The organism is Rouxiella silvae (assembly GCF_002093625.1).
Classification (GTDB): Bacteria; Pseudomonadota; Gammaproteobacteria; order Enterobacterales; family Enterobacteriaceae; genus Rouxiella; species Rouxiella silvae.
In genome coordinates, this window is the sequence record NZ_MRWD01000013.1 from 38,181 (window position 1) to 56,373 (window position 18,193).

At 53.3% G+C, this 18,193-nt stretch carries 15 protein-coding genes and 1 pseudogene; 10 read left to right on the top strand and 6 right to left on the bottom strand.

Annotated features, from left to right (window positions below; all coding sequences use genetic code 11):
* Positions 1–12 precede the first annotated feature (12 nt).
* From BS639_RS07220 to trpS, 9 genes are all read left to right on the top strand, one after another.
* The gene (locus tag BS639_RS07220) at positions 13–897 is read left to right on the top strand and encodes a hypothetical protein (RefSeq protein ID WP_139804057.1); all 885 of its coding nucleotides are present in this window, start codon (positions 13–15) and stop codon (positions 895–897) included.
* Positions 898–927: 30 nt separating this feature from the next.
* Positions 928–2,253, top strand: a complete 1,326-nt coding sequence (hofQ, locus tag BS639_RS07225) for a DNA uptake porin HofQ (protein WP_233427629.1) — start codon at positions 928–930, stop codon at positions 2,251–2,253.
* Positions 2,254–2,616: 363 nt separating this feature from the next.
* Positions 2,617–3,138: a shikimate kinase AroK gene (aroK, locus tag BS639_RS07230; protein WP_055776120.1), complete on the top strand. Its 522-nt coding sequence runs from the start codon at positions 2,617–2,619 to the stop codon at positions 3,136–3,138.
* 56 nt (positions 3,139–3,194) lie between these two features.
* Entirely contained in the window at positions 3,195–4,283 is a 1,089-nt protein-coding gene (aroB, locus tag BS639_RS07235; protein WP_084982689.1) for a 3-dehydroquinate synthase, read from the top strand.
* Positions 4,284–4,309: 26 nt separating this feature from the next.
* Positions 4,310–5,386 (top strand): SPOR domain-containing protein, encoded by a 1,077-nt coding sequence (locus BS639_RS07240; RefSeq protein ID WP_084982690.1) that lies wholly within the window; start codon positions 4,310–4,312, stop codon positions 5,384–5,386.
* A 79-nt stretch (positions 5,387–5,465) separates the two neighbouring features.
* Positions 5,466–6,278: an adenine-specific DNA-methyltransferase gene (dam, locus tag BS639_RS07245; RefSeq protein ID WP_055776128.1), complete on the top strand. Its 813-nt coding sequence runs from the start codon at positions 5,466–5,468 to the stop codon at positions 6,276–6,278.
* A 26-nt stretch (positions 6,279–6,304) separates the two neighbouring features.
* Positions 6,305–6,994, top strand: coding sequence for a ribulose-phosphate 3-epimerase (gene rpe / locus BS639_RS07250; RefSeq protein WP_084982691.1), 690 nt, complete (start codon positions 6,305–6,307; stop codon positions 6,992–6,994).
* A complete protein-coding gene (locus tag BS639_RS07255) occupies positions 6,987–7,685 on the top strand; it encodes a phosphoglycolate phosphatase (protein ID WP_055776132.1) in 699 nt (232 codons plus the stop codon). Before rpe ends, BS639_RS07255 begins: the two co-directional genes overlap by 8 nt.
* Positions 7,686–7,688: 3 nt before the next feature.
* Positions 7,689–8,693, top strand: coding sequence for a tryptophan--tRNA ligase (gene trpS / locus BS639_RS07260; RefSeq protein WP_055776135.1), 1,005 nt, complete (start codon positions 7,689–7,691; stop codon positions 8,691–8,693).
* Positions 8,694–8,846: 153 nt separating this feature from the next.
* Here the strand turns inward: trpS and BS639_RS07265 are convergent, their stop codons facing one another.
* Positions 8,847–10,223 carry an MFS transporter gene (locus BS639_RS07265; RefSeq protein ID WP_084982692.1) on the bottom strand — a complete coding sequence of 459 codons (1,377 nt, stop codon included), beginning with the start codon at positions 10,221–10,223 and terminating at the stop codon, positions 8,847–8,849.
* A gap of 129 nt (positions 10,224–10,352) precedes the next feature.
* Between BS639_RS07265 and BS639_RS07270 the strand changes: the two genes are divergently transcribed.
* Complete coding sequence (locus BS639_RS07270; RefSeq protein WP_084982693.1) at positions 10,353–11,069, top strand: ArsR/SmtB family transcription factor; 717 nt, start codon at positions 10,353–10,355, stop codon at positions 11,067–11,069.
* Positions 11,070–11,083: 14 nt separating this feature from the next.
* Here the strand turns inward: BS639_RS07270 and BS639_RS07275 are convergent, their stop codons facing one another.
* The 5 genes and pseudogenes from BS639_RS07275 to nirB all read right to left on the bottom strand — a co-directional run bounded on the left by BS639_RS07275 (position 11,084) and on the right by nirB (position 18,052).
* Positions 11,084–12,802 (bottom strand): ShlB/FhaC/HecB family hemolysin secretion/activation protein, encoded by a 1,719-nt coding sequence (locus BS639_RS07275; RefSeq protein WP_055776141.1) that lies wholly within the window; start codon positions 12,800–12,802, stop codon positions 11,084–11,086.
* A 111-nt stretch (positions 12,803–12,913) separates the two neighbouring features.
* Positions 12,914–14,005, bottom strand: coding sequence for a collagen-like triple helix repeat-containing protein (locus BS639_RS07280; protein WP_233427633.1), 1,092 nt, complete (start codon positions 14,003–14,005; stop codon positions 12,914–12,916).
* Positions 14,006–14,294: 289 nt separating this feature from the next.
* Positions 14,295–15,038: pseudogene (gene cobA, locus BS639_RS07285) on the bottom strand (uroporphyrinogen-III C-methyltransferase); the annotation flags it as partial.
* 114 nt (positions 15,039–15,152) lie between these two features.
* On the bottom strand, positions 15,153–15,503 hold the full coding sequence (nirD, locus tag BS639_RS07290) for a nitrite reductase small subunit NirD (RefSeq protein WP_084982694.1): 351 nt from the start codon (positions 15,501–15,503) through the stop codon (positions 15,153–15,155).
* Positions 15,500–18,052 carry a nitrite reductase large subunit NirB gene (nirB, locus tag BS639_RS07295; protein ID WP_084982695.1) on the bottom strand — a complete coding sequence of 851 codons (2,553 nt, stop codon included), beginning with the start codon at positions 18,050–18,052 and terminating at the stop codon, positions 15,500–15,502. The genes nirD and nirB overlap by 4 nt, the downstream gene beginning before the upstream one ends.
* Positions 18,053–18,193: the final 141 nt, after the last annotated feature.

The window sequence follows — 18,193 nt, forward strand, 5'->3', positions numbered from 1 at the left end:
GGACGGATCATCATGCGAACGGAATTTCGCCAACACCTAATGCAACTTTTGCAGCGTCCGGATTGGCACATTGCGCTGGGCGTAGCAACGGCGCTGCTTCTTTTTATATCTGCGGGCTACCAGTTTGCGCTGACCGGCCTGCTGCAGTTGGCCGATGCACGACAGGAACAGGTTCAACAGCAACGGCAGATGATCGCAGTGCAGCAGCGCACGTTATTACGCCTACCCTCACGCGCTGCACTGCAAGCTGAACGGCTTAAAATCGTTCAAATCGACTCGGCAACGCAGCCGCTGCCGCAGCGTATTCTTGCGCCACTCAACGCGGCGGGTGGCAGGCTGCTGCATTGGCTACCGGCAACACAAGAGGCCTCATCGGTGAAGGAGCTGCGCCAGCGCGGAACTTTTATCCTGCAAATGCGCTATGCCGAACTGCTGCAATTCTTGCAGCAGTTACTCGGCCACACCCTCACACCCGTGGTGATTGAACAGTTGCGCATGACACAAAGTGTGACGAGTAAACCGCAGGGCGCTTCGCCGTTGCTTGACGTGACGCTACTGCTGGCGGACTACCGCGGGCAGATAGCGCAGGCGTGGGCGGCCACGATTTTTTCTACTGCCTCCGGCCGGGACCCTTTCTCTCGCCAACAGCTCAGCGCCTGCCAGCAGGAGAACCGCTGGCAGGATTTGGCGCAGCTCAAAGGGACTTTGGGGGAGTCAAACAATTACACCGGATGGTTAATGCTTTCTGCGGGAACATGGTTTAAAGCCGTGCCGGGACAAACATTGGCGGACGGAAAATGGCGTATTGACGCGGTGACCCGCAAACAGGTGCTTATCAGCCTCGACGACCCGCAATGTGGGTTGCAGCGGCACACATTTACTCTGGCGGAGTCTTGAAGCGCTCAATCCGTCATGCAAGGTAATTCTATGAACATCAATGAAAAGAATAACAATATTGGGCAAGCATTATGGCTTGTCAGCCTGATGCTGGCAGGAACGGGCATTGCCTATGCTCGCGCCGTAGAGCTGCCCAAGTCAGTGAAGGTTGCGGATAAAAAGCCTCAGTTGCCCATAAATCTTGAATTTTTCGATGCACCGATAAACGTGATCTTGCAGGCGCTGGCCGACCATCAACAGGTGAATTTAATTATTGGGCAGGGTGTTGAGGGCAGGTTGAGCCTACGATTAAAGGCGATTCCCTGGCAGCAGGCGATGGACGTGGTGATGCGTATGGGCAAGCTGACCAGCCAGCGACAGGGTAACGTGTTGATGATCTTTCCCGAAGCGGAACTGCATCAGCAGCGGCAAAAAAAAGTAGAGTTGGCGGAACGCCAAAAGATGGCGCGTCCCCTGGTAAGCACAACGTTGGCGCTAAAGCACGCCGACGTTACGGCAGTGGCCGCGCAGTTAAATGCTCAAAAGGGCACGCTTCTCTCACTGCGGGCGGTCGTCAGCGCCGATGTGCGCACCAATCAACTGTTGATCCGTGATGCGCTGACGGAGCTGAAGAATGCGCGGGCTTGGGTCGAAGCGATGGACTTGCCTATTCAGCAGGTACAGCTCGCGGCGCACATTGTGACGATGAACAGCGACAGTCTGCGCGAGCTGGGCGTGCGTTGGGGGATAAATCGTCCGTCAGAGGCGGTGAAATCGTCGCTGGTGGGGGACGTGAGCATTGGGCAGGCGGTAGAAAACCCGATTCTCAGCGCCGGTTTTACGCTGGCACGCATCGGGGAAAGGTTGCTGACGCTTGAACTGAGCGCTTTGGAGCAGCTGGACCAGGTTGAAATCATCGCCAGCCCGCGCCTGATGACCGCTAACATGCAAACCGCGAGCATCAAGCAGGGCACTGAAATACCGTATCAGGTATCGAGCGGGGCCAGCGGCAGTACGTCTATCGAATTCAAGGAGGCGGTGCTGGGCATGGAGGTCACGCCCAAGATTTTACCCAATGGCGCTATCACTCTGGCGCTGCAAATTAGCCAGAACATGCCAGGGCGTAAAATAAAGCAGGCTGAGGGGGAGGCGCTGTCGATTGATAAGCAGGAAATTAAAACACAAGTCACGGTGAAAGACGGTGAGACATTGGTATTGGGCGGTATTTTTCAGCAACAGGGTATAAACACAGAGAATAAAGTGCCAGGTTTAGGCAATATTCCCTTGATAGGTGGACTGTTTAAACAACAATCTATGCATGACCAACGTCGCGAATTAGTGATTTTTATCACCCCAACGTTAATCAACAGCCAATAAGCAGCAAAAGTTTGGGTATACTGTCTGACTGAAACCACACAATAACGTTGAGCTTATGCAACTTTTTGTGTCTTGAAAGGCTTCTGAGTTTGACGCTGCGGCAGATTTAGCTTACAAGGGTTACCGAATTGAGCACCGAGATTTTTTTAATGCCAGCGCGCCGATAAAAACGTATGGTTTCCCTCCTGCGGAGCGCTAAGTAGTTACATGTAGTTTATTCGGTTGCCAAACTACCAGGAGTGTTGAGATAATTTTTATCTGATCTCGCACTATCGCTCATGAGGTTTCAGTTTAGGTCCCGCCGCTGATTTGATTGGCGGGGCGGGTTATCATCAACGAATTGTCTTAGTAATACCGAAAAACATGGCAGAGAAACGCAATATCTTTCTGGTTGGGCCTATGGGTGCCGGCAAAAGCACTATTGGTCGACAGTTAGCTCAACAACTCAATATGGAGTTTTTTGACTCCGATCACGAAATTGAGCGACGTACCGGAGCTGATGTGGGCTGGGTATTTGATTTGGAAGGTGAGGAAGGATTCCGCGACCGCGAAGAGAAAGTGATCAACGAGCTCACCGAAAAACAAGGCATCGTTCTGGCAACTGGTGGCGGATCCGTGAAATCACGTGAAACGCGTAACCGCTTGTCAGCCCGCGGCGTCGTCGTATATTTAGAAACTACAATTGAAAAACAGCTGGCACGTACTCAACGTGACAAGAAACGTCCTTTGTTGCAGGTGAGTTCTCCGCCACGTGAAGTGCTTGAAGCACTTGCGGCAGAGCGCAACCCGCTGTACGAAGAGATAGCGGACGTAACAATCCGTACTGACGACCAAAGCGCCAAAGTTGTTGCTAATCAAATCATTAACATGATTGAAAGCAATTAATTCTGGTATTCCACCACAGCCTGAGGGTGTAAGTTAAGAAGGTCATTGAGCACGACATGGAGAGGATTACTGTAACGTTAGGGGAACGTAGTTATCCCATTACGATTGCCGCCGGATTGTTTAACGATCCGGCTTCTTTTATGCCTGTAAAGGCGGGTGATCAAGTCATGCTGGTTACAAACCAGACATTGGCACCTCTCTATCTGAACAAAGTTCGTTCAGTGCTGGAGCAGGCAGGCGTTCGTGTTGATCAGGTGATTCTGCCTGATGGCGAACAGTACAAATCCCTGTCTGTTCTTAATGAAGTTTTTTCGGCGCTGCTGGAAAAACCTCATGGTCGTGATACCACACTCATCGCGCTTGGCGGCGGTGTTGTGGGTGATTTGACCGGCTTTGCTGCGGCCAGCTATCAACGTGGTGTGCGCTTTATACAAGTGCCTACTACGCTGCTTTCTCAGGTTGATTCTTCCGTTGGGGGCAAAACTGCCGTCAACCATCCGCTAGGCAAGAACATGATTGGGGCATTTTATCAACCTGCCTCGGTCGTGGTCGATGTCGACTGCCTGCGTACTCTGCCAGCGCGTGAACTTTCATCTGGTCTGGCAGAGGTTATCAAATACGGCATTATTCTAGATGCCGATTTCTTCGTTTGGCTCGAGAACAACATTGATGCACTGTTAGCGCTGGATATCACCGCGCTTTCTTACTGCATTCGTCGTTGCTGCGAGCTAAAAGCCGAGGTTGTGGCCGCCGATGAGCATGAACACGGCATGCGTGCCTTGCTCAATTTGGGCCACACCTACGGTCATGCTATTGAAGCTGCAATGGGCTATGGCAACTGGCTGCACGGTGAAGCCATTGCGGCCGGCATGGTTATGGCCTGTTATACCGCGCATCGTCTTGGTCAGTTCAGCCTGCAGGACATCGAGCGCGTCAAGTCTTTGCTGGTGCGGGCAGGCTTGCCTGTTAGCGGCCCGCAGGAGATGACTGCCGAGTCTTATCTGCCGCACATGATGCGCGATAAAAAAGTATTGGCCGGTGAGTTGCGCCTGGTTCTGCCAACGGCAGTGGGGCAATCTGAAGTGCGCAAAGGCGTACCTCATGACATGGTGTTGGCCTCGATTGAAGATTGCCGGGTGCCTTGAAATTCAGACGGGTTGGAGGATTTTAGATGGACGATTTAACACCGGAAGACGATCTTAAGCCAGATACCAGCGACCGCCGCCCACAGCGCTCGCGTAAACCGTCTTCGCCTGCACCAAAGCTTGCGGTATCCCGTCAGTATTTAATGATTGGTATTGGCATTATTGTGCTGCTGCTGTTGATTCTGGGGATCGGCTCTGCGCTGAAATCTCCGGCACAAAATAACGCTGCTGCACCTTCTAACGGACCGAAAGATATTAATCTTTCTGGTTCGAGCAGTGATGCGTCAACTGCGGGCGGTACGACCGCCGCGCCGGTCCAGGCTTCTAATGCTCAGGCCTCTGCGTCTGGCGGCCAGACTGATGCCAATGCATCATCGCAGCCGAAAAGCATCGGTCTTCCTCCTATTTCTTCTACCCCGACGCAGGCTCAGCCTCAGGCCGATAATGGTCAGAAAGAGCGCGTAGACCTGCCAGGTGATATTAACGATGCGCTTTCTCAGCAGCAGGGGCAGGTTAACGCCGCCGCTCAGGACGGCATCAATGCGGGTAATCAGTCTCTAACCTCGTTACCGACGGCACCGGCTACTATCAACAGCAGCCTTAAAGGCCGCGCACAGGCTACCGTGACGCCGCGTCCTGCACACCGCGCGACGGAAAAAACCACCGCCGTTGAACACCGCAGCGAACGTCGTATCGAACATGCTACGCCAGCCAAAAAACCGGTAACCAAGGCCGCAGAGCCTGTGCGTAAGCCTGAAGTAAAAAGAGAAGCAGAGCATCATGCTGCTGCTCCCGCAAGAACGAGCGTCGAGTCGGGTAGCGCTACCGCGCTTAAGTCTGCACCAGGTAGTCATTTTACCCTGCAGCTTAGCGGTGCGTCGCAGGCCAACTCTTTGAATACTTTTGCTCGTCAGCAGGGTCTTAAAAACTACACCGTCTATCAGACCGCACGCGATGGCAAACCCTGGTTTGTATTAGTCAGCGGTAACTATGCGTCTTCTGCCGAAGCAAAACGCGCGATAGCCAGTTTACCTGCCGACGTTCAAGCGAAAAAACCGTGGGTTAAACCTGTACATCAAGTACAGCAAGACCTTAAAAAATGAATCTGATCTGTACGCGATGTGCTGTCTAAAACAGGGTACAATCCGCGGCTGTGAATTGTATAAGTAGCTAACTGACGGCATGAAGAAGAACCGCGCTTTTTTAAAATGGGCTGGTGGTAAATATCCGCTGGTTGATGACATCAAACGTTATCTGCCAGCGGGAGATTGCTTGATTGAGCCTTTTGTTGGTGCGGGATCTGTGTTTCTTAACACTGATTATGAAGCCTATATTCTGGCCGACATTAACAACGATTTGATTGCGTTGTACAACATCGTAAAATTGCGTCATGTAGAGTTCATTCGTGACGCAAGAGAGCTTTTTACTCCAGAGTTTAATCAGTCCGAACGGTACTATCAGCTCAGGGCAGAGTTCAATGCCAGCACTGACAGTTACCGTCGTTCGCTGCTTTTTTTATACCTTAATCGCCATTGTTACAATGGACTTTGTCGCTACAACCTCAGTGGATCGTTTAATGTGCCTTTTGGGCGCTATAAAAAACCTTATTTTCCTGAGGACGAATTGCATTGGTTCTCTGAAAAAGCACAGAATGCACAGTTTGTGTGTGAACATTACCAGCAAACTCTGTTGAAAGCTGAAAAGGGTTCTGTGGTGTATTGCGACCCGCCGTATGTGCCGCTTTCGGCTACGGCGAACTTTACCGCTTACCACACCAACAGCTTTAGCATGACTGACCAGAAAAACCTCGCCCGAATGGCCGAGCAACTTTCCTTGGAGCAGCGTGTGCCGGTATTAATATCGAACCACGATACTGAATTGACCCGTGACTGGTATGCCTCTGCGGTGCTGCACGTCGTGACCGCAAGACGCACAATCAGCAGTAATATATTGCAGCGCAGCAAGGTAACCGAGCTTTTGGCTTTGTATAGCTAACTAAACGTAAAGCGTAGGAGATGCGGATGAAAAATTTTTTGATTGCTCCATCCATTCTTGCGGCTGACTTTGCCCGCTTGGGTGAAGACACCGTCAAGGCATTGGAAGCAGGCGGCGACGTGGTGCATTTCGATGTTATGGATAATCACTATGTACCGAATCTGACTATCGGTCCAAACGTCTGCCAGTCTTTGCATAAGTATCTGCAAGAAAAAGGGATTAATAAACCGATTGACGTTCACCTGATGGTGATGCCGGTTGACAGTCTGATCCCACAGTTTGCCGAAGCCGGTGCGACCTACATTACTTTCCATCCTGAAGCCACGCTGCATGTTGACCGTACTTTGCAACTCATCAAATCGCACGGCTGCAAGGCAGGGCTGGTGTTTACGCCAACCACCCCGCTGAGCTATCTCGATTATGTGATGGACAAGCTCGACGTGATTCTGCTGATGTCGATTAACCCGGGCTTTGGCGGACAAACCTTTATTCCCGCCACGCTCGATAAACTGCGTCAGGTACGCCAGCGCATTGACGAAAGCGGCTACGACATTCGCCTCGAAATCGACGGCGGTGTAAAAATCGACAATATCGGTGAAATTGCCGCCGCCGGTGCCGACATGTTTGTTGCTGGTTCGGCTATCTTTAGCCAGCCTGACTACCGCGCGGTGATCGACAGCATGCGCAGTGAGCTCGCTAAGGTTTCCCATGAGTGAGACACTTTCTCCGCTGGGCGTGGCTTTTGACCTCGACGGTACGCTGGTAGACAGCGCGCCGGGCCTGGCCGAGGCGGTAGACCGCGCACTGGAAGACGTTGGACTGCCGAAAGCGGGCGTAGAGCGAGTGAGTACTTGGATTGGTAACGGTGCCGACGTCATGGTCGAGCGCGCTGTGCGCTGGGCCGAAGGTGATCTCAGTCCCGCATTCTGCCTGAGCGTACGAGACAAATTTGACCATTACTATGCCGAGACGGCCGCCGCTGGCAGCACACTCTATCCGCAGGTTAAAGAAACGCTGCACGCGCTCGCCGCAGCAGGTATTCCGCTGGGTCTGATAACCAACAAGCCAACGCCTTTTGTTGCGCCGCTGCTGGTGTCGTTGGGTCTTGACGGTCTATTTTCCCAGGTGCTAGGCGGTGACGACGTGGTGCAGAAAAAACCCCATCCCGCTCCGCTGTACCTGATGTTGGCCAATTTGGGCCTGCGTGCCAGTGAGCTGGTGTTTGTGGGCGATTCACGCAATGACATTCAAGCGGCGCAGGCTGCGGGTTGTCAGTGTGTCGGCATGACCTACGGTTATAATTACGGTGAAGCCATCGGGTTGAGTAAACCCGACCGAGTTCTTGAACGCTTTGCCGACCTTCTGCCCACCTTCGGGCTACCCTCTTTAAAGGATCAGGAAGCTTAAAAAATGAGTAAACCCATCGTCTTTAGTGGCGCACAACCTTCTGGTGAATTGAGCATTGGTAACTACATGGGTGCTCTGCGTCAATGGGTTAAAATGCAAGATGACTTTGACTGCATTTACTGCATCGTTGACCTGCACGCAATTACTGCACGTCAAGATCCTACTCAATTACGCAAAGCCACGCTCGATACCTTGGCGCTGTATCTCGCCTGCGGTATTGATCCCAATAAGAGCACTATTTTTGTTCAGTCGCACGTGGCTGAGCACTCCCAGCTGGGTTGGGCGCTGAACTGCTACACCTATTTCGGTGAGCTCAGCCGCATGACGCAGTTTAAAGACAAGTCAGCGCGCTACGCTGAAAACATCAACGCCGGTCTGTTTGACTATCCGGTGCTGATGGCGGCCGACATTCTGCTCTATCAGACCAATCAGGTGCCGGTGGGTGAAGACCAGAAGCAGCATCTGGAGCTGAGTCGCGATATCGCGGGTCGTTTTAACGCGCTTTACGGCGACACCTTTGCTGTTCCCGAGCCGTTTATTCCGAAGTCTGGTGCCCGCGTGATGTCATTGCAGGACCCGACCAAGAAGATGTCCAAGTCAGACGACAACCGCAACAACGTGATTGGCCTGCTTGAAGACACCAAGTCTGTGACCAAAAAAATCAAACGCGCCATGACGGACTCGGAAGAGCCGCCGGTCATTCGTTACGATCAGGCTGCCAAGCCGGGTGTTTCCAATTTGCTGGACATTCTCTCTGGAGTGAACGGCAAGAGCATTGCCGAGCTGGAAGCGGAGTTTGAAGGTCAGATGTATGGTCACTTGAAAGGTGCTGTGGCAGACGCTGTTTCCGAGATGCTGACCGGTCTGCAGGAGCGTTTCCACCAGTACCGCGCCGATGAAGCCTTCTTGCAGCAGGTAATGCGTGAAGGGGCTGAAAAGGCGCGTTCGCGTGCTCAGGTAACGTTGAAGAAGGTGTATGAAGCCATCGGTTTCGTCCCTGCACCGTAAATCCTTCGTTATTGGATACGCGGCTGCGTTGGCTGTGCTTGGTTACTCGAATCACTGACCTGTGTCAGCTCATCGGATGTCCAAGCTTGCCGCCTTGCTGCAAAGTCCATCACTTCGGATTTCATTGTGGAATTGCTACATTAAACCACGTCTTTAGGGCGTGGTTTTTTTATGGCTGGAGCAGGGTAATAATATCGCGGTCCACAAGACGCCTGCCAGCATCGACAGGGCGATGGCGGCGCAGAGGGCAAGGTGCAGGCCGGTGGTAAAGGATTGAATCGACATCATTAAGCTACCAAAAATGGCGACCCCCAGCGCTGACCCTGTTTGCCGGCTGGCGTTGAGCACGCCTGCTGCAATGCCTGCCCTGTCTTTTTCGATACTGCCCATCAGTGAGGCCGTAGCGACCGGCGTTATCACTCCTGCTGCCAGTCCCAATGCCGGAAAACACAGCGCAATACGCCAGTAAGGTGCGTTTTCCCCCATGAACAGCAGTCCTGCAAAGCCGGCGGCATATAAACCGCAGCATCCGGCAATCAGCCAAAGCGGGCCGATGAGTCGGTTAATTTTCCCTGCGCTAAAACTGCCTAATGTCACCAGCAGGGTGAGAGGGAGAAAGGCGAGTCCGGTATCCAGCGGTGTCCATCCACGAACCTGCTGAAAATAAAGACTCAACAGGAAAAAGAGCCCATAGAAAACCAACCCCGAAATGAGCGATACCAGCGACGAGGCGGAAAACTCGGCTAGGCGAAACAAGCTCATCGGCAGCATCGGCTGTTTGCAGCGACGCTCGACCCTGACGAAAAGTCCGCAGGCGACTAACGCCACGGCCATACCCAGCTGTATGAGACTGTCGTGCCAGCCGCGTGGTGCCACTTCAATCAGGACGGCAATCGACGTCGCCAGCGAGATAATCGCGAGCAGCTGCCCGCTCAAATCTATCGGTTTTCGGTGAGTGGGGGAAGCGGGTGCGGGGATGCGCACCGCCAGCAGTGCGCCAAGCAAAGCAATCGGCACATTGAGCAGAAAAACACTGCGCCAGCCAAAAAAGTGGATCAACACGCCACCCAACAGTGGACCCGCCGCCATGGCAATACCCCCACAACCCGCCCAGACCCCGATGGCTTTGGCTCGGGCATGCGTGTTAGAAAACGCATTGTTAATCAACGCCAACGAGGAAGGCACCAGCAGTGACGCGCCCACACCCTGCAATATTCTGCCGAAAATAAGAGCGGGAAGGGTGGAGGACAGTCCGCATCCTGCCGAGGCGAGGGCAAAAAGCACTAAGCCGATGAGGTAGATATTTTTTGCGCCAAATTTATCGCCCAGCGACCCGCCACCGAGCAGCAGGCTGGCAAAGGTTAAGGTATAGGCGTTCACTACCCACTGTAGACCCGACACCGTGGTTTGCAGAGTAGAGGCTAAAGGGGCGAGGGCAACGTTAACGATTGAGGTGTCGAGTATCACGATAACGTAACTGAGGCAGGTGGCGGCAACTAACCCTTTTTGGGCGGTGATGGCATTGTCCATTGGCGAAGGTTGAGGTCCATAGTGTGAGATGGATTGACTATAGCCCGCCGCCGCCGAATAATGGTTCGAGGCGTGTCGAAGTGTTGTATTTCCTATTATCGTAACTTATCCCACTGAAAGATGGACACAATGAACCAATTCCGCATCTCCGTTGTTGCTCATCTGATTGCTGAGCCGGTTCGTTCAGTGATGTTGATAGCCCTGTCCGGCGGTGAGTCTCTTTCCTCCAGCGCATTGGCCGACGCGGCAGGCATTACGGCGCAAACGGCGAGTTTTCACCTTGGCAAACTGCGCGAGGGCGGCTTAGTGACCGTTGAGGCAGTGGGTCGCCATCGCTATTACCAGCTTGCCGGACCGCATGTTTCACATCTTCTTGAAAGTTTGGCGTCGGTCGGTCCGGTTGGATCACAATGGCTGACTACGCCCAATCGCTCCGCCAAAGATCTGCGGTTTGCCCGCTGTTGTTACGATCATCTGGCGGGTCAGATTGGCGTTGCTATGACTCAGGGAATGCTAAATCGTGGACTGCTTGCACAAGCGGATGGGAGCTATATCCTGACTGATGTGGGTTATGAGTGGCTAGAGCAACGAGGCATTGAAATCAGCCCTGCGACCGCAGATCAGGCCGATATCCTGCGCGAATGTCTCGACTGGACTGAACGGCAGTATCATCTTGCCGGTTCTCTGGGAGCGCGCCTACTGACGGCGTTTTTAGCCTGGAAATGGCTGGTTCGTCTACCCGACACGCGATCGTTGAAAGTGACGGCGACCGGTTGGGCCGCCTTTGAGGAGCATTTTGGCATTCGCTATCAGCAAGGCACGTTTTTATTTATGCCACTGCCCTGAGTCGTGATTTTTCATTAGCTGTCATTGTTGAAGTTGTAAGTGAAGGTGGCATTAAAACGCCAGGCGCGGTTGTTGCTGTCGAGTGGCACATCGGCGATGGGGCGAGCGGCCTCAACGGAAATTGAATAGTGTTTATTATCTGCCAAGGTTATCCCTAGCGCATAAGACGCCAAGTTTTGTTTGCGTATCCCCGGCTGGTTAAAGCCAGTGTGCGCGGTGTCCATCACAACATAGGGCTGTAAGGTTTTGAGCCACACTCCTTGTTCAAGATCATGGATATAACGCATCTCGACCTGCCCGCCAAATCCGTAATCACCCGTCGCCTCGCCGTCCTGATAGCCTCGGCCATAGTGCATGGCACCGAAGCTGGCGCGCTCAGGTTCCGGCAGATTATTGTCCGACCAGTCACCCTCCCACGACGTGCTCAGGCGCCATTTTTTGTCGAACAGGTAGGCGCTTTCACCGTTGAAGCGCCAGCGAGTAAAGGTCAAATCGGTGTTTGGCGTGGTGCGGCTCGCCCCAAGGCTGTCGATCCCTTGGCGGACATTGAACCGCGCATTCCAGTAAAACTGACTGTATTCACGGTAACCGTTCAGCGACAGCTCCACGGCCGGGTAGCGGACGTATTGATTGATACCCTCAAGAGGGATGTCCTGCCCGTTTGCCGCGGCTTTTAAGTCGTAGTTGTATTTTTTGTACAGATAGTCCGCGCCGCCGCTCAAGGTCCACTGCGTTTTACGCGTTAACTCCAAGGGGTAGCTCAGGGTAAAACCGCCGTTATATTGGGTCTGTTTAGCCTTATAATCGACGTTAATATTATTGGGTAAGGTTTGCAGCGTATTGAAGTCTTTATCATTTTGTTGAAAATAGCTGCCCTTCAGCTGCATCAATAAACCGTCATCCCCCAAGTACTGTTGATAGTTCAGACCGGCGTATTTTTTCTCGGTTGACCCACTTAGGGGCAGCAAGGTAGCTACGCCCAGCTGCTCACCGTATTGGCTTAGGCCACTCAGCGTGGCATTAATCACGCCGTCGGTTTCGCCTTTGCGCGAATCCACCGAGGTAATGACATTCCAGTTACGCGTCCTTTTGGCCTCAACATCCATCACGGTGGCGCCGTAAATATTGTCAGGATTCTTGGCACTGGCGGTCACTTTGGTGTCGGGCGTGCGCGCCATCAGCAGGCTATAGCGCTCAAAAGTGTCCCCGGTTAACGGCTTCTCTGTCATGATTTTTTGCGACAGTTTACTGAGCCAAATACCCACCTGCGTGTTATCACTGTGAACCTGAGTGCTCGACACGTAGCCTTCAACCAATCCCACCTTGAGAACGCCGTCCTGAAAGTTGTCTGAAGGCAGATAGGCATAAGACAGCACGTAGCCGTCGTGATGATAGCGCTGAGTCAGGCTGTCGGCGGCAGCCAGCAGTTCGCTCAGGGCCACTTTCTTACCGACGAATTTTAGAAAAGGCTGCGTTAACTCTCCTAAGGAATAGCGCGTGCCGCCAATAAACTGCAGATGTTTCACTTCCACCAAGGTGCTTGGCGTAAATGCAGGCGAGAGTTTGGGTGTAGAAAGGCTGATTTTTGGCGACGGTTTGGGCATGCTGGGTTCTGAAACGGGTGTGGCGAGTTTAGCCGGGTTGTTGGGGTCGATGAGAGTAGGGAACATTTCGGCCGAGGTGTAGCCGATAGCCGATCCCATTAAAACAACTATGCAGGTTTTTATTCTCATGGAAATTCCTTTATCGCATAGGTATAAGCTGCAACAACATGACAACGACAGGTTTATTAACCAAGGCACGCGCTGCGCAGGGCAGATCGTGCCTATCCCGTTGATTAAGATTTATTTTTGAGTGTTTAAGGTGGCTAGCGTATTGGGCAGCGTAGTGACGGTGGTAACCACTTTGCCTAATAGCCCCCCGTTGGCGCTATTGCTTGAAGAGACCACACCGCCGGTCTGTGTCACCGCATTACCGACGTTGGTGACGGTTGACCCCACGCCCGCTATCGCTGGTGCGTTAGTTGATACCTGCGTACCTGTCGCGGCCACGGTGTTACCTACGTTCCCCAACAGTGAGCTGACCGGGGCGCCTAACCCTGTTGCCGAACCGACAGTTTGGGTAGTGGTTTGAACGGATGAAAGAACTGGCGTCACAATGCCGGTTGCGCCGGTAGTAATTTGCGAGGTGGAGCCGGTGGTTAAGTTATTGGCCAATCCCGTACCGGTCGCGGTGACGACGGTGCCGACTTTGTTGACCAGTCCACCGGTGGGTGTGGTGACACCGGCAAGAGGCGTTGTTGCGCCGTTGCTGGCAAGTGAAGTTCCAAGCCCGGAGACGCCGGTGCCGAGGCTAGCCACGGCAGTGGGAACACCGGCGGCGGTGACACCAATGGCATTAGGATTTGAACCGAATTGCCCGACGCCGTTTGTTACGCCGCTGCCAATATTTGAAACGGCGACACCAGTGCTGTTGAGCACGGTAGCCACGCCTTGACCGGCAATCGGGATATTGCTGATAGGCGTTTGGGTGGCGATACTGCTGACCTGATTACCCACCCCGCTGACCGCACCGCCGGTACTGCCTAGAATACTGCCGGTAACCAGCGTGGTTGAGGTGCCTGTGCCGGTTCCACCCGTTCCCGTCCCGGTTCCACCGCTACCGGAACCGGTACCCGTTCCTGTTCCAGTACCGCCATTGCCAGCCGTTGTGCCGGTGCCACCGGTCGTGGTTGTGCCGTCACCGCTCGAGGTGGTGCCGGAGCCGGTTGATGCTGTTCCCGAGCCATCAGTCCCGGTTGTCGCAGAACCGGAAGTCCCGGTTTTTGCGGTGGTATGTGAGCCGCCTCCTCCTCCACTACATGCGGCAAGCGCGAGTGAGAAAAGAACAGCCGTAGCAATTTTACTCATCTGACTCATATTATTTTCAGAGCGCATAATGCAATCCTCCGCATAAATTACGTCCGGATTGACGCATTTCAAATATTAGTTCGATGTGTGTAAAATTACACTTTGGGTAGTGTTTTATGCTTTTTTTAGGAGAAATAAATGGTTAGATGAACTTATGTTCCAAAAAGGATTTGTAGAAAGGATCATATTTCGTGCAGGTTAATTTTTATGCATTTTAATTCCACTTAAATGTAAAGATAGCTATTTAAACACTAGCTAATAACTTTTATTAAGGGGTTGTGCGCATAACGTTATAAAGAGTTTACCGCGTTCACCGCTATCCGTTGTCTGGAAACCAATTAAGTTTACTTCTCAATTGCACCACGCTACCGATGATAATCAGGCTCGGGCTGATAACCTGCGTAGCTAATGCGCTGAGCTGCCACAGCTCCCCGGTGAAAACGCGCTGGGATGCAGTGGTGCCATTTTCAATCAATGCCACCGGCGTGTTCACCGCTAAACCGTGTTGGGTAAGCTGGTGCTGAATTTCTCCTGCCTGCGAGAGTCCCATATAAAACACCAGCGTTTGTTTTTCCTGCGCCAGACAAGGCCAGTCAAGAACGCCGTCCTGTTTGGCGTGGCCGGTTATCAGCCTGACACTCTGTGCATGGTCGCGATGGGTGAGGGGGATGCCGCTGTAGGCCGAGCAGCCTGATGCCGCCGTAATGCCGGGCACCACGGAAAAACGGATACCTGCAACCGCCAGTGCTTCAAGCTCTTCGCCACCGCGGCCAAAGATGAACGGGTCGCCGCCTTTGAGACGCACCACGCGTTTACCGCGCTGCGCCTGTTCAACCAAAATTTGATTGATCTGCTGCTGTGGAACGCAGTGATTGCCCGACGCCTTACCGACAAAAATTCGCTCTGCGTCATGCCGAACGAGGTTTAATACCTCATCGGACACTAGCCGGTCATAGACCACCACATCGGCGAGCTGTATCTGCTGCAGGGCCTTGAGCGTTAACAAACCGGCATCGCCCGGACCTGCGCCCACGAGCGCCACTTCCCCCTCGGCTTGCAGGCTGTCACGGTCTTTGGGCGGACAAGATAACGGCAAATAATCCATGATTTACTCACTTCAACGGTAAAAAAACCGATAAACCCTTAACCACGGCTGTGTGTTTATCGTCTAGTCTCATCGCGGCAAGAGGGACAAACAGCGACTGTCGATCTGCACGTTCCCGTCTTCAACTCTGACGGAATAGCGGACAATGCTGCGCGTTTCGTCTTCCATGCATTGGCCATCAATAAGCCGAAAATGTTGTTTTTTCAACGGACTGGCGACCCACAGCTCCCCCTGATGTTCGCCGATAATACCGCGCGACAGCACGCTGGCCTGCGCAAAGGGGTCAATATTGCTCAGCGCATATACCCCCTGCTGGCTGTGCGGTCGGAACAGCGCTATCTGGTGTTGGCCAACCTGTGCGCATATGCCGCAGCCTGGCGTAATATCATCTATAGAGCAAAGTGTTACCCATGATTTCATACGGTTTTCTCCTCGGCGGCAAGCTGCGTCACCGGAATGCGTTCCTGCGGACTCGCTGGGCGATGCTGTGCGCGTTCGGCCACAAACTGCACCAGCGGATCTCGCTGATTGCTATTGATAAAATGACGGAATCGCGTTTGCGCCGACGGGTCTTCCAGCGTTTGCTGCCATTCGCAGCGGCTGAGTCCGCGCAGCTGGGAAAGGTCGGCTTCCAACATGCCACTGAGTCCCAGATTATCGTCAATAATGACGCCCCGCAGATAATCAATGCCGCCTTCTAGGTTTTCGAGCCACACTGAGGTGCGCTGGAGTTTGTCGGCAGTGCGGATATAGAACATCATAAAGCGGTCGAGATAGCGCAGCAGCGTGTCGTTATCCAAATCGGCGGCAAGCAGGTCGGCATGGCGTGGTTTCATGCCGCCGTTGCCACAAACGTAGAGGTTCCAGCCCTTTTCGGTGGCAATAATGCCCACGTCTTTTCCCTGCGCCTCCGAGCATTCACGGGTACAGCCGGAAACGCCGAATTTCATTTTGTGCGGCGTACGAATGCCTTTGTAGCGATTCTCAAGCGAAATGCCAAACCCTAGACTGTCGCCAACGCCGAAGCGACACCATGTGCTGCCCACGCAGGTTTTCGCCATGCGCAGCGCTTTGGCATAGGCCTGTCCGGTCTCAAATCCGGCGGCAATTAACCGTCGCCAAATAGCAGGAAGATCGTCTTTTTGTGCCCCAAACATGCCAATCCTCTGCGAACCGGTAATTTTAGTGTACAGACTAAACTGCTCGGCGATGTCGCCAATTGCCCGCAGACCCTGTGGAGTAATTTCGCCGCCCGGTGAGCGGGGGATGACCGAGTAGGTGCCGTCTTTTTGCATATTGGCGAGGAAGAGGTCGTTGGTGTCTTGCAGTGGCGCATTCTGCGGGCTAAGCACGTAGTCGCTCCAGCATGAGGCCAGCAGCGATCCAACGGTGGGTTTACAGACTTCACAGCCGTAGCCTTGACCGTATTTTTGCAGCAGCTGTTCAAAACTCTGGATTTTATCTACCTGAATCAGATGGTAAAGTTCCTGACGCGAGTAGGAAAAGTGTTCGCAGAGGTGGTGATTAACCTCTACGCCCTGTTTTGCTAACTCGGCATTGAGGACTTGGGTGACCAGCGGAATGCAGCCACCGCAGCCCGTGCCTGCGCGTGTTTCTGACTTGATTGAGGCTACCGTGTGGCAACCTGCCTGTACGGCGGAAACAATATCGCCCTTGGTGACGTCAAAACACGAGCAGATTTGCGCGCTTGCCGGCAGGGCATCGGTGCCTAGGGTTGTGCCCGCGCTACCGCCTTGGGCGGGCAGGATCAGGCTTTCAGGGTGTTCGGGGAGTGGGATCTTATTAAGCATCAATTGCAGCAGATTGCCGTAGTCACCCGTGTCGCCGACCAGCACCGCACCGAGCAGAGTTTTATTATCTCCACTTACGATCAGCCGTTTATACAGCGAAGCGCTTTCGTCGAGATAAACATAACTGAGAGCACCGGGTGTGCGGCCCTGGGCATCGCCAATACCCGCGACGTCAACGCCCATTAACTTCAGCTTGGCGCTCATGTCTGCACCGGTAAATGCGTTGTCGCGGCCAAGAAGATGGTCGACGGCAACCTGCGCCATTTTATACCCCGGCGCGACCAGGCCGAACGCACGCTGGTTCCAGGCGGCACATTCACCGATGGCGTAGATATCCGCATCGCTGGTCTGGCATTGGTCGTTTATCGCAATACCGCCGCGCGGCGCGAGCAGTAAATCCGACTGCCGAGCCAGCGCATCCTGCGGGCGAATACCGGTCGAAAAGACGATAAAGTCAACGTCAAGGCAACTGCCGTCGGCAAACTGCATGGTTTTGCGCGCCGTCTCTCCTCCGTCAATAATTTCCTGGGTGTTTTTACCGGTGTGTACCCGCACGCCCATGCTTTCAATTTTCTGTCGCAGCTGATTGCCGCCCATTACGTCGAGCTGTTCGCACATCAATCCCGGTGCAAACTCCACCACGTGGGTCTCAACGCCGAGGTTTTTTAATGCCCCAGCGGCTTCGAGTCCCAACAGTCCACCGCCGACCACCGCGCCGCGCTTGCTGACTTTGGCACAGGCTTCAATGGCATGCAGGTCTTCAAGGGTGCGATAAACAAAGCAGTCCGCGCCATCTGCGCCTTTAATCGGCGGGATCCAGGGATAGGAGCCGGTAGCAATAATCAGTTTGTCGTAGGTAACGCGGCGTCCGCCGTCGGCGTGGATGACTTTATTCACCCTGTCGAGCGCAATGGCCCGTTCGCCAATTAGCACATTCACCTGATTGTCGGCGTAAAAACTTTCACTCACTAATGACAGTTCTTCGGCCTTATGATGCAGAAAATAGGAGGAAAGATGTACGCGGTCGTAGGCCACGCGAGGTTCTTCACAGAAAACGGTGATTTCAAAGGTGTTCGGCGCAGCTTTATCCAGAAGATCTTCTATAAAGCGATGACCCACCATGCCGTTGCCAATAATCGCGAGCCTGACTTTGCGCATATTTGCCTCAAATTTGATGTTTATGCGCCTAACATAGGCCCTTGCCGCTGCAAGGTTTTGATGCAAATCAACCGCGATATTAATCTACCTCCTAGGTAGTATTCGGATTGTTTGTTGAAATTACATACGATTAATTGATGG

Coding starts and splice junctions, on each gene's coding strand:
- BS639_RS07220 (WP_139804057.1), top strand. CDS start 13: ATGCGAACGGAATTTCGCCAACACCTAATGCAACTTTTGCAGCGTCCG.
- hofQ (WP_233427629.1), top strand. CDS start 928: ATGAACATCAATGAAAAGAATAACAATATTGGGCAAGCATTATGGCTT.
- aroK (WP_055776120.1), top strand. CDS start 2,617: ATGGCAGAGAAACGCAATATCTTTCTGGTTGGGCCTATGGGTGCCGGC.
- aroB (WP_084982689.1), top strand. CDS start 3,195: ATGGAGAGGATTACTGTAACGTTAGGGGAACGTAGTTATCCCATTACG.
- BS639_RS07240 (WP_084982690.1), top strand. CDS start 4,310: ATGGACGATTTAACACCGGAAGACGATCTTAAGCCAGATACCAGCGAC.
- dam (WP_055776128.1), top strand. CDS start 5,466: ATGAAGAAGAACCGCGCTTTTTTAAAATGGGCTGGTGGTAAATATCCG.
- rpe (WP_084982691.1), top strand. CDS start 6,305: ATGAAAAATTTTTTGATTGCTCCATCCATTCTTGCGGCTGACTTTGCC.
- BS639_RS07255 (WP_055776132.1), top strand. CDS start 6,987: ATGAGTGAGACACTTTCTCCGCTGGGCGTGGCTTTTGACCTCGACGGT.
- trpS (WP_055776135.1), top strand. CDS start 7,689: ATGAGTAAACCCATCGTCTTTAGTGGCGCACAACCTTCTGGTGAATTG.
- BS639_RS07265 (WP_084982692.1), bottom strand. CDS start 10,223: ATGGACAATGCCATCACCGCCCAAAAAGGGTTAGTTGCCGCCACCTGC.
- BS639_RS07270 (WP_084982693.1), top strand. CDS start 10,353: ATGAACCAATTCCGCATCTCCGTTGTTGCTCATCTGATTGCTGAGCCG.
- BS639_RS07275 (WP_055776141.1), bottom strand. CDS start 12,802: ATGAGAATAAAAACCTGCATAGTTGTTTTAATGGGATCGGCTATCGGC.
- BS639_RS07280 (WP_233427633.1), bottom strand. CDS start 14,005: ATGCGCTCTGAAAATAATATGAGTCAGATGAGTAAAATTGCTACGGCT.
- nirD (WP_084982694.1), bottom strand. CDS start 15,503: ATGAAATCATGGGTAACACTTTGCTCTATAGATGATATTACGCCAGGC.
- nirB (WP_084982695.1), bottom strand. CDS start 18,052: ATGCGCAAAGTCAGGCTCGCGATTATTGGCAACGGCATGGTGGGTCAT.